At 61.8% G+C, this 11,367-nt stretch carries 7 protein-coding genes; 3 read left to right on the top strand and 4 right to left on the bottom strand.

Going from position 1 to position 11,367, the window contains the following annotated elements:
* Positions 1 to 36 precede the first annotated feature (36 nt).
* Positions 37 to 2,346 carry a Tex family protein gene (locus QA646_RS02095; RefSeq protein ID WP_283057309.1) on the bottom strand — a complete coding sequence of 770 codons (2,310 nt, stop codon included), beginning with the start codon at positions 2,344 to 2,346 and terminating at the stop codon, positions 37 to 39.
* Between the two features lie 249 nt (positions 2,347 to 2,595).
* Between QA646_RS02095 and purD the strand changes: the two genes are divergently transcribed.
* From purD to QA646_RS02080, 3 genes are all read left to right on the top strand, one after another.
* Positions 2,596 to 3,867, top strand: a complete 1,272-nt coding sequence (gene purD / locus QA646_RS02090) for a phosphoribosylamine--glycine ligase (protein WP_283057308.1) — start codon at positions 2,596 to 2,598, stop codon at positions 3,865 to 3,867.
* A gap of 121 nt (positions 3,868 to 3,988) precedes the next feature.
* Positions 3,989 to 4,417 carry a plant virulence effector HPE1-like domain-containing protein gene (locus QA646_RS02085; RefSeq protein ID WP_283057307.1) on the top strand — a complete coding sequence of 143 codons (429 nt, stop codon included), beginning with the start codon at positions 3,989 to 3,991 and terminating at the stop codon, positions 4,415 to 4,417.
* A gap of 390 nt (positions 4,418 to 4,807) precedes the next feature.
* A complete protein-coding gene (locus tag QA646_RS02080; RefSeq protein WP_283057306.1) occupies positions 4,808 to 6,622 on the top strand; it encodes a methyl-accepting chemotaxis protein in 1,815 nt (604 codons plus the stop codon).
* Positions 6,623 to 6,700: 78 nt separating this feature from the next.
* On the opposite strand, the gene QA646_RS02075 is transcribed toward QA646_RS02080, so the two are convergent.
* From QA646_RS02075 to QA646_RS02065, 3 genes are all read right to left on the bottom strand, one after another.
* Entirely contained in the window at positions 6,701 to 7,195 is a 495-nt protein-coding gene (locus QA646_RS02075) for a DUF523 domain-containing protein (RefSeq protein ID WP_283057305.1), read from the bottom strand.
* Between the two features lie 14 nt (positions 7,196 to 7,209).
* The gene (glyS, locus tag QA646_RS02070; protein WP_283057304.1) at positions 7,210 to 9,324 is read right to left on the bottom strand and encodes a glycine--tRNA ligase subunit beta; all 2,115 of its coding nucleotides are present in this window, start codon (positions 9,322 to 9,324) and stop codon (positions 7,210 to 7,212) included.
* A gap of 86 nt (positions 9,325 to 9,410) precedes the next feature.
* The gene (locus QA646_RS02065; protein ID WP_283057303.1) at positions 9,411 to 11,348 is read right to left on the bottom strand and encodes a DUF2207 domain-containing protein; all 1,938 of its coding nucleotides are present in this window, start codon (positions 11,346 to 11,348) and stop codon (positions 9,411 to 9,413) included.
* Positions 11,349 to 11,367: the final 19 nt, after the last annotated feature.

The raw sequence follows: 11,367 nt of genomic DNA, 5'->3' as shown, positions 1-11,367 counted from the left end.
GAGTGTGGCATTCTTGCACTGAGTCTCGCTAAGTACTTATTTTCGCTTGAGTGCATCCGCCAGAGCGGCACCGAAGCTACCCCGCTGCTCCGGTTTCGGACCGCTGTCACGCCTACCGCCAGCGTTGTGCCCACCACTTTTTTCGCGCGTTTGATTCGCAGGCGTCGCCGCCACGGCGCTGCCGTCCTTACGCATGGAGAGACCGATTCGCTTGCGCTTGACGTCTACCTCCACAACTTTCACTTTCACGACATCGCCGGCTTTGACCACTTCATGCGGGTCCTTCACGAAGCGGTCGGCGAGCTGCGAGACGTGGACAAGGCCGTCCTGATGGACGCCGATATCGACGAAGGCGCCGAAGGCAGCGACATTCGTCACCGTGCCCTCCAGCAACATGCCGGGCTTGAGATCGCCGATCTCGTTGACCCCTTCGGCGAAGGTCGCGGTCTTGAAGCTCGGGCGTGGATCGCGGCCGGGCTTTTCCAGTTCGGCGAGGATATCGCGCACCGTCGGCAGGCCGAATTTTTCATCGATGAACTGGCGCGGATCGACCGCTTTCAGCGCGGCGGCATCCCCCATCAGGCTGCGCAGATCACGGCCGCAGGCGGCCACGATCCGCTTGGCCACGCCGTAGGCTTCCGGATGCACCGATGAGGCGTCGAGCGGCTCCTTGCCATCGGGAATACGCAGGAAGCCGGCGCATTGCTCGAAGGTGCGCTGGCCGAGGCGGGCAACCTTCAGGAGGTCGCGGCGGGTCTCGAAGCGTCCCTCCCCGTCGCGATGCTTGACGATCGCGTCGGCAATCGACGGGCCTAAACCGGAGACGCGGGCAAGCAGCGGCGCGGACGCCGTGTTGAGATCGACACCGACCGCGTTCACCGCATCTTCTACGACGGCATCGAGAGAGCGCGACAACTTCTGCTGGTCGACGTCGTGCTGATATTGGCCAACGCCGATCGACTTTGGCTCGATCTTCACGAGTTCCGCCAGCGGATCCTGCAGGCGACGAGCAATGGAGACGGCGCCGCGGAGCGACACGTCGAGACCCGGGAATTCCAGCGCCGCCGTTTCCGAAGCGGAATAGACGGATGCGCCTGCCTCCGAAACAATCACCTTGGTCGGTTTCGGTGCCGGCAGGTCGGCCAGCATATCGGCCACCAGCTTTTCAGTCTCGCGGCTGCCCGTGCCATTGCCGATGGAGATCAGCTCGACCTTGTGCTTGCGCACGAGTGCGGCCAAAGTCGCCTGCGTACCACGCACGTCGTTCTTCGGCGGGAAGGGATAGACGGTCGTCGTCTCCAGCAACTTGCCGGTGCCGTCGACCACGGCCACCTTGACCCCGGTGCGGATGCCCGGATCGAGGCCCATGGTCGCGCGCGATCCGGCCGGTGCCGCGAGCAAAAGATCCTTGAGATTACGGGCGAAGACGTGGATGGCCTCCTCTTCGGCGCGTTCGCGCAGCTCTCGCATCAGGTCGAGCGACAGCGACATGGAGAGCTTTACCCGCCAGGTCCAGCTTGCCACCTCTGTCAACCAGCGGTCACCGGGTTTACTCGTGCCGATTTCGTAAGCCGTTGCGATCATCCGCTCGACCGGCTTGTTCGGCGAGACGGCATCGGCGTCGACCTCGATGGTCAGCGTCAGCATCTCCTCATTCCAGCCGCGCAGCATGGCGAGCGCACGATGGCCGGGAGCGGTGGCCCAACGTTCCTGATGGTCGAAATAATCGGCGAATTTCGCCCCCGCCTCCTGCTTGCCGTCGACGACCTTGGCCTTCAACATAGCATTCGTCTTCATATAGGTGCGCAGCTTGCCGAGCAGATCGGCATTTTCGGCAATGCCTTCGGCGATGATGTCGCGCGCGCCTTCGAGCGCCGTCTTCACGTCGGGTACGTCAGCGGTGATGAAGCCCTCGGCAAGGGCCGCCGGCTCCTTCGAGCGATCGGCAAGAATGGTATCGGCAAGCGGGCCGAGGCCGCGCTCCCTGGCAATTTCAGCACGGGTGCGACGCTTCGGCTTGTAGGGCAGATAAAGATCTTCCAGCTCGGCCTTGGTGGCGACCACGGCGATCTTGCGCATCAGCTCGTCGGTCATCTTGCCCTGGCCGGTAATCGACTCGACGATCGCCGCGCGGCGGGCTTCCAGTTCACGCAGATAGACGAGGCGTTCCGCAAGCGTGCGCAACTGACCGTCATCGAGACCGCCGGTCACCTCTTTCCGGTATCGGGCGATGAACGGCACCGTTGCGCCTTCGTCGAGAAGCTCGATCGCGGCCTTGGCCTGATCCGCACGCGAATTGATCTCAGTGGCGATGGTAGCGGCAAGGGAGCGAATATCGGCGGCCATATGATTCTCTGAACTTGATAAAAGTGCGGGGACCATAGTGCCACAAAAAGGCGTGGCAATGTTGTAGCCTGGGCCTCCACAGGATTTGCCGCTTGACCTTTGGTCCAACGGCCCTTAACCGCGCAAGTAGACGTTAGAGCGTTCCAGGAAAAGTGCGAAGCGGTTTTCCGTCCGGAATGCGTAAAACAAAGGGATAGAGCGGGAAAGCGATTCCGTGAAACGCTGAATCGCTCTAGAGAAGGGCAAGCCATGAAAGTTCTGTTGATCGGATCGGGCGGACGCGAGCATGCACTGGCTTGGAAGCTGGCACAATCGCCGCTGATGACGGAATTCTACGCCGCGCCCGGCAATCCAGGCATTGCCGAACATGCGACGCTTACCGCCATCGACGTCGAAGACCATGGCGCGATCGTCTCCTTCTGCAAGGAAAAGGCCATCGACTTCGTTGTCGTCGGTCCGGAAGCGCCGCTGGTCGCCGGGCTTGCCGACCGTTTGCGCGCCGAGGGCATCGCCGTGTTCGGGCCTTCCGCCGCGGCCGCGCAGTTGGAAGGCTCCAAAGGGTTCACCAAGGATATCTGCGCCCGCTACGATATCCCGACCGGCGCCTATCAGCGTTTCAACAATGCGCCGAAAGCGAAAGCCTATATTCGTGCGCAGGGCGCCCCGATCGTCGTCAAGGCCGATGGGCTCGCCGCCGGCAAGGGCGTCACCGTCGCCATGACGGTCGAGGAGGCGCTTGCCGCCGTCGATGATTGCTTCGAAGGCGCATTTGGCGCGGCCGGCGCCGAAGTGGTGATCGAAGCCTATCTCGATGGCGAGGAGGCAAGCTTCTTCTGCCTTTGCGACGGCAAGCACGCGCTGGCTCTTGCCACCGCCCAGGATCACAAGCGCGTCGGCGACGGCGATACCGGCCCGAACACTGGCGGCATGGGCGCCTATTCCCCCGCCCCGGTCATGACGGCTGACATGGTCGAGCGCACGATGAAGGAAATCATCGAACCGACGATCCGCGGCATGGCGGAAAGCGGCCATCCCTTCTCCGGCGTCTTCTTCGCCGGGCTGATGATCACCGCCAAGGGGCCGGAACTGATCGAATACAATGTCCGCTTCGGCGATCCGGAGTGCCAGGTGCTGATGATGCGGCTGAAGAGCGATCTGCTGCCGTTGCTTCTTGCCTGCGCCAACGGCACGCTGGATCAAGTGGGCGCCGAGTGGAGCGACGACGTGGCATTGACTGTGGTCATGGCCTCGAAAGGCTATCCCGGCTCCTATGCTAAGAACACGCCGATAGCGGCTCTGCCCGCCGACAGCGACGGCGCGAAGGTGTTTCATGCCGGCACAGCGGTGAAGGATGGTGCATTGGTCGCAACCGGCGGGCGGGTACTGAACATCACAGCGACCGGCAAGACCGTCAGCGACGCGCAAAAGCGCGCTTATGCGCTTGCCGCCGAGGTGCAATGGCCGAATGGTTTCAATCGAAGCGATATCGGCTGGCGCGCAATCGAACGGGAAAAGGCTTGAACCGAAAAACGCCAGCTTGTGCCGATTTCTGCGGTTCCGCTAAACTTTTAGCCAATCTCCTGACGGGATGGAAACAAAGCGGCGCTAATCTCTCCGCCATATAAGACGGAGTGGTTTTGTTATGCGTCCCCTTTTTCTTACTTTGGCATGTGTGCTGGCCGCTGGCTCGGCCATGGCTTCATCGATCCAGCCCATCGATAGTAAGACGGAAACCGGCGGCGGCAGCATCATCGACAAGGTTTGCACCGATTGCCCGGCGCTCAAGCCGGAAGCCGTCAAGAAGGATTATGTGGTACCGGAGCTCACGCCCGGCACACAGTCCATCGTCGTGCGTGACATCGATGGCCAGCGGAAGGTGGTTCGCACCGAGGCCTGGATGGGCGGCTCTCCAGTCGTCTTCATCTCCAAGCCGACACCTGAAGCCCTTGCAGCGGCCCGCGCTCCGAGCGACGGCATCGATTTCGCCGCGAAAACCGCAGCCCTGCCCGAGGCCGCCAAGGCGAAGGCGCCCGCGCCGCTCGATCTCGCCGGCTTCCAGCTTCGCCAATAACCACACCATTCGATCCCGTTCCCTGCCCCGCCCGGCCAAGGTTTCGGTCGACGGGGTCTGCCGTAAGGCAGACCAATGCGCCCCTGAAGAGAAGCAGGGGCGCTTTCGTTTTGCATAGCAAAGCACAGAATTTCCCTGCCAATTCCAGACAATATTGAAAGCGATTCAGTATTGTTTATTGCGATGCAACAAGGCGCTTGATTAAATCCGCTTAAAATCTGATCGCGCGGTTTTGATTAAAACTTTCTTAGATATAAAGCGCGATTTTGCTTGCACCGGACAGCAGCATGTCATTTCCAGCAGCGGCAAGCGTATTGGGATTATCCCAGGCGATCGCACAGGCGGTAGAAAACCGCGCCGGTATTCTACCCTACCCTGTTGCGAGGCATTATGAAGAATCTCAAGATCGCCCATCAACTTTTCGCTCTTCTAGGCGTGCTTATGGCCGCTTTTGCCGTGGCGACCTATTTCCAGATCCGGTCGCAGGCGGACTCCATCTATGACGACCGTTTCGACATGCTCCGCACGCAGGTCGAATCCGGCATTTCGGTTCTGAACCAATATTATCAGCGCGAAAAATCCGGTGAGATGACGCATGAGGCCGCCCAGGCCGAAGCCTTCAAAATCCTCTCGCATGTCAGCTTCCAGCCCGCCGGCTATCTCTTCGGCTTGGACTACAGCGCCATTATGCGCTTTCATCCCAATCCGGCCAATGTCGGCAAGGACATGTCCGGCCAGACCGACAAGAGCGGCACCTATTTCAGCAAGGAAATGGTCGAAAAGGGCGTCAAGGGCGGTGGCCGTACAGTCTATTACTGGGGCAAGCCCGGTCATCCCGACAGCGAGCTTTTCCTCAAGGGCAGCTATTCCGCCGCCTTTGCGCCATGGCAGATCGTTCTTGGCTGCGGCGTCTATATGGACGACCTCGAAGGCCAGATTCACGCGGCAATGTGGCGCGCGCTGCTGATCTGCGGCATCGTCTTTCTGGTCGGCATCGGTTCTGCCCTCTATTTCATCCGTGGCATTACCAAGCCGCTTGCCGACGTCCATACCGCCCTCAAGGCCGTGGCCGATGATGACGTGAAGATGGTCATTCCGCATGCCGAGATGCGCAACGAGATCGGGCTTATGGCCCAGGCCACCCTGGCGCTGCAGGAGAAGGTCCGCGAACGCCATATCCTGGCGGATCGTCAGGCCGCGCAAGAGCTGGAAATCAGCAGTGAGCGCGAACAGAACCTGCGCCAGCAGCAGGACGAAGCGCATGAGCAGGCGCGTGTCGTCTCCATCATCGGAAGGGCGCTCGAAGCACTGGCCCAGGGCGACCTGACCGTACGCTGCGGCGATATCGGCGTCGGCTATGCCGGCCTGCGCAACAATTTCAACGAGGCGCTGTCACATCTCGAAGCCGCCATGGGCCGGGTCAATGCCAAGGGCAACGACATCGGCGTCAGCAAGGAAGAGATCCGCCGCGCCTCCAACGAGCTGTCGCAGCGCACCGAGCGCCAGGCCGCCAGCCTGGAGGAAACGTCAGCCGCCCTCGACGAACTCACTGTCGCCGTGCGCCAGACCGCCGAAGGCGCCCATGAGGCCAGCAAACGCGTGCATGCCGTCAGCACCGAGGCATCGCGCAGCGACGCCGTCGTTGCCCAGGCGATCGACGCAATGAGCGGCATCGAGAAATCGTCCGAGGAGATCGGCAAGATCATCGGCGTCATCGACGAGATCGCCTTCCAGACCAACCTTCTGGCGCTTAATGCCGGCGTCGAGGCGGCGCGTGCCGGCGAATCCGGCAAGGGCTTTGCCGTCGTCGCCCAGGAAGTGCGCGAACTGGCGCAGCGCTCGGCCGCTGCCGCCAAGGAGATCAAGGACCAGATCGCCCGCTCCTCCGGGCAGGTTGACGAGGGTGTTCGCCTGGTCGGCGAGGCAGGCGAGGCGCTGAAGCGCATCTCCGACCAGATCAAAGCGGCCAACGAGATCGTCTCGAAGATCGCCCACAGCGCCTCCGAGCAGGACACGACGCTGCGCTCGATCTCGTCTTCGATGAACCAGCTCGATGCGGCCACGCAGCAGAACGCCGCCATGGCCGAGGAGACGACGGCATCGGCCGAAACGCTCGCCGCCGACACCGAGGATCTGCTCGGGCTCATCCGCGGCTTCCGCGTCAACGACGGCCGTCCGCTCGCCCAGAGCCGCCGCGCCGCCTAAAGCGGCAACGCAACAGCTATAACGAACCGCCGGGCGCAAACCCGGCGGTTTTTCTTTTTTTGGGTTTGAATGGTTGCCTCAGTCGGCCGTCGACAGCCGCTCAACCAACCTGTCGATCTCGCGGTTGGAATAGACCTCAATGCCCGCCTGCTTCAGCAGAGCCGCCGTGACACCATGACCCGCATGCCGGCCGCCGGAGAATGTGCCGTCATAGATGAAGCCTGAGCCGCAGGACGGGCTTCCGTCGATCAGCAGGGCATAGCGGCAGCCGGTTTCCTGAGCGAGCGTCAGCGCATTTTCGGCCGCCTGACGAAACGCTGTCGTGACATCGCCGCCAGTTCCCTCGATCACGCGTGCACGGCCGGCAAGCACGTCCTCGCCGACCGCACCAGCGGCAATTTCGGCCGGCGGTCGCGGTATCACCATGCCCGCGGACATTTCCGGGCAGATCGTCACCAGCCTGCCCTCCTCGCGCCAACGCCCGATGGCCGGATGGATGAGCGGCTTGGAGCGGCCGTCATAGCGAACGGCATGGCCCATGAGGCAGGCGCTGACGAGGATTTTTCCGGTCATCGCGCCTCCACGCCTTACCCCGCGATCTTCGAGAAGTCCGCGACCGTGCCGGTTGCCTCGCGGATCAGCCGCAACAGTGCCAGGCGGTTGGCGCGGATGGCAGCGTCCTCGTCATTGACGAGAACATCTTCGAAGAAGCGGTCAACGGGTGCGCGCAGCTTGGAAAGTGCGGCCATAGCCGAGCGGAAATCTTCCTTGGCGATCGCATCGGAAGCCTCGGCGGAGGCTGCGGTGATAGCGGCGAAGAGGTCCTTTTCCGCATCGAGCTTCAGCAGGTTTTCGGAAACGCCATCGGCTATGACGGTGCTCTTCTTCTCCTCGGCGGCGAGGAGCTGGGTGGCGCGCTTGGTGCCTGCAAGCAGGTTCTTGCCGTCTTCCGAGGTGATGAAAGCGGTCAGCGCCTCGACACGGCGAGCGACCATCAGGAGATCATCGGCTTCCGGCGTCAGCACTGAGTCGATGAGATCGTAACGAGCGCCCTGATCGCGGAGATAGACCTTGAGGCGGTCATGGAAGAATGCGAGGAGATCGACATCCTTTGTTGTCGCCAGCAGTGGCAGCCGCACTTTGCATTCCAGCAGAATCCTGACCACACCCAAAGCCGCGCGGCGCAGCGCAAACGGGTCCTTCGAACCCGTCGGCTTTTCATCGATCGTCCAGAAGCCGATCAGCGTGTCCAGCTTGTCGGCGAGCGCGACCGTGATCGCCACCTTGTCCTCCGGCACGCGGTCGGATGGGCCTTGCGGCTTGTAGTGATCCTCGATCGCAGCGGCCACCGAAGCATCTTCGCCCTGGAGGTTAGCATATTTGCGACCCATGAGGCCCTGAAGTTCCGGGAATTCGCCGACGGCTTCGGTGCGCAAGTCAGCCTTGGCGAGGACCGCGGCGCGATCGACCTTGGCCGGATCGGCGCCGGTGATTTTGGCGAGTTCAGCCGCCAACGCGCGGATGCGGGCGACGCGTTCGCCCTGGCTACCGAGTTTGGCATGGAAGGTGACGTTGAGCGCATCAAGCTTCGCCATGCGCTGGTCGAGCGGCTTTTTCAGATCAAGGCCGAATTTTTGGGCGGAGGCATCCAACGTTTCGAGGTCCGGCATGTCACCTTGGTCGCGCTTCCAGAAATGCAGCGCGTCGGAAAGGCGGGCGCGCACGACCTTGCCATTGCCGTGGATGATCTCCTTGCCACCATCCGTCGCCTGGATATTGGAGACGAGGATGAAACGGTTGGAGAGCGTCTCGCCGACCTGCGGGCGGGTGACGAAGCACTTCTGGTTGGTCTTGATCGTCAGACGGATGATCTCCGAGGGGATCGACAGGTAATCCTCCTCGAAAGAGCCCATCAACACCTGCGGCCATTCCACGAGGCCGGAAACCTCTTCCAGCAGGCCCTCATCCTCGACAAGTTCCAGGCCATTGGCAAATGCGACGTCGCGGGCATCGTGCAGGATGACGTCCTTGCGGCGCTCGGCATCGAGAATGACCTTCGCCTTCTCCAGGCTGGAAATGTAATCATCGAAGCGCTTGACGGTGATCGCCTGAGGCGCATGGAAGCGGTGGCCATACGTCACGTTCGAGGCAACGATACCGTCGATCTCGAAGGGGATGACGGCGGTCTCCTCATGCTCGGTGCCGAAGAGACAGACAATCGACTGCAGCGGACGCACCCAGCGCAGCGAGCCAGGCTTGGCTGACGCCTTGCCCCAGCGCATCGACTTTTGCCAGGGGAAATCCTTGATGATACTGGGCATGACGTCGGCAATGATCTCCTCGGCGGCGCGGCCGGGCTTGGAAATGACCGCAACGTAGAAATCACCCTTCTTAGGATCGCTACTTACCTGCGCTTCGGAAATGGAAGAGAGACCGGCGCCGCGCAAGAAACCTTCGATCGCCTTCTCATTGGCGTCGGTGCGCGGCCCCTTGCGCTCCTCGCGCACGTCGGCCGATCGCGCCGTCAGGCCGCGGATATCGAGTGCCAGCCGCCGCGGCGTCCAATATTCGCGCGCTCCCTCATAGGACAAACCCGCTTCGACCAGCGCGTCAGTGACGAGCTTTTTCAGGTCGCCGGCAGCCTTGCGCTGCATACGGGCGGGAATTTCCTCGGAGCGGAGTTCGAGAAGGAGATCGGGCATGAGAACTGTCTTTTATGTTGAGGCAAAAAGGGTCCGGGCGGACTTAGCAAGCCCGGCAGCAAAAGTCACCAAGGCAAACGGCGAAATTACCATCCGCCGCCGCCTCCGCCGCCTCCACCACCACCGGAGGAGCCGCCATCCCCACCGCCGGAAAAGGCTGACGAAGAACTGGACTCAGGCGCTGGGATCGTCGAGGCGATGGTGGATGCCATGGAGGAGGAAAAGTCGCCGATCGTTCCGCCGATGTTACCTGGGTGAAAATCGCCGGAATACCAGGCCGGCGCATAGGCCGCCGCCGCGGCTGCACCCGCAGCGGTGGCGAGCCAAGTCTCGAAGGCGCTGGACCAGGGTTTTTCGACGCCGAGTGCGACCGCATAGGGCAGCAGCTTTTCGAAATGCTGCGGCGACATCTGCGGGGCGCCCTGCATGTTCATCCGGTCGCGTTCGGCGAGCGTCAGATATTGCCGCAGCCCCGCGATACCATCCATCATCTTGCGCCCGAGCGGCGTCGGCGCCCCCATCAGGAAAAAGAAGACGACGTTGAGCGCGAAAATGCCGACGATACCGGCGAGCAGAGGCAGTTCACCCGCCTTCCACAATGGGACGACGGCGGCAGCCAAGCCGCCGACCGCAGCCGAAACGAACAGAAAGCCGAAGAAAGCGGCGATCAGAACGGAAAGAATTCGCCGTCCAAGACTGGCATCATGGCGGCGGAACCTGCGGCCGATCGTGCCGGCAAAGATCGTCATTACAATCGACAGGAAGCCGGGCACGATGATGAGAGGCAGCGCATTCTCGTGCAAGCGACCGAAAATGACGATCGCTGCCAGGATGAGCACCGACAGGGCGATGCCAGCGATAGTGTAGAGCGCATTGGCCTTGTAATATTCGCCGCGATGATCGCGCTCGATCGCGCGGCGGAATGTCGAGCCAAGCTGCTGCACGACCTCGCCATTCGCCTTGTCGATGACTAGCGGGGAAAATGGCCCGACGGCCTGCATGAGCACCTTGTCGCCGCCGCTGAGATCGCTGCCTGCCTTGCCGGTCGGGCGGATGACCACCTTTTCCTTCAGGCCGCCGAGAATGACATAGCCGCGCACCGCGAGATCGATCAAAGTCGCCGACAGCGCCGTCCACCCCGCACCGGAAAAACCCCTATTGTCGATATAGTTGACCAATGCCGGCGAAATACCGTCAGGCGGGTCCCAGCGCGGGACCATCACGCCACGCGGGGGATCGCGGCCGACGGCGACCCAACTGCGGAGATAGTAGGCGAACACCAAAATCAAGCCGCCAATGGCGATGATCGCGTCGAGATGATCGGTTATGAACCAGTGCCATTGTTGGCGGCGGCTCGGTGCCGCAATCGCGCCTTTCGACAGCTTGATGGCGATCGTCAGGCCCTCAGCCTGAGCCAGCGGCCGTGTCGTGACAAAGGTAACCTTGCTCTCTTGCGCGCTGGCGCTCGCGTCCTGGCCCGTCGCGCCGATCGGCCCGGTATAATAAGCAAGCTGTTGCGGCTTCACGCCGTCCGGCAGGGTGACGATGGCCGAGGCGCGAAGGATCGGAAATTGCCAGCCATTGCCGGTGACATTCCAATACAGTTCGTCGTGATCGTCAAAATAGCGGATCTGGCGATCGGTGGTGTACACGATGCGGTAGACATGCTGACCACGGTTTATGATCCGATCGGCATTACCGATATAAATGCGTTCCCCGCCCTCGATCTGCTCCTTGCGCCAATCTTCCGGCTGTCCATCGCGTTCGACAGAGACGACGTCAAAATCCACCTGCGCCTGGCGGCCTGCAGAATCGACAAAAGTCAGCGGGAAATCCCGGAATATGCCGCGACGGATAGCGCGGCCTTCCGCATTCACCGTAATCGTCTCGGTGACTTGCATGGAGCCGTCGCGACTGAGGAGAATCGCCTGATCGAAAGCGTTGATGACTTCGGCGGCCGAAGCGACCGATACGGAGAACAGCAGGAGCAGGGCGATGGAGAGCCCTGAAAGCCAACGCGTCATCACACCTCCTGCGATCCGA

The sequence above is a fragment of the Rhizobium sp. CB3090 genome, from assembly GCF_029714285.1.
Lineage (GTDB): Bacteria > Pseudomonadota > Alphaproteobacteria > Rhizobiales > Rhizobiaceae > Rhizobium.
The sequence above is the reverse complement of the archived record's forward strand: the minus strand, read 5'-3'. Positions and strand labels throughout refer to the sequence as shown.

Excerpts from the sequence above, each read along its gene's own strand:
- QA646_RS02080 (WP_283057306.1), top strand. The coding sequence starts at position 4,808 with ATGAAGAATCTCAAGATCGCCCATCAACTTTTCGCTCTTCTAGGCGTG.
- QA646_RS02095 (WP_283057309.1), bottom strand. The coding sequence starts at position 2,346 with ATGGCCGCCGATATTCGCTCCCTTGCCGCTACCATCGCCACTGAGATC.
- QA646_RS02075 (WP_283057305.1), bottom strand. The coding sequence starts at position 7,195 with ATGACCGGAAAAATCCTCGTCAGCGCCTGCCTCATGGGCCATGCCGTT.
- QA646_RS02085 (WP_283057307.1), top strand. The coding sequence starts at position 3,989 with ATGCGTCCCCTTTTTCTTACTTTGGCATGTGTGCTGGCCGCTGGCTCG.
- glyS (WP_283057304.1), bottom strand. The coding sequence starts at position 9,324 with ATGCCCGATCTCCTTCTCGAACTCCGCTCCGAGGAAATTCCCGCCCGT.
- purD (WP_283057308.1), top strand. The coding sequence starts at position 2,596 with ATGAAAGTTCTGTTGATCGGATCGGGCGGACGCGAGCATGCACTGGCT.
- QA646_RS02065 (WP_283057303.1), bottom strand. The coding sequence starts at position 11,348 with ATGACGCGTTGGCTTTCAGGGCTCTCCATCGCCCTGCTCCTGCTGTTC.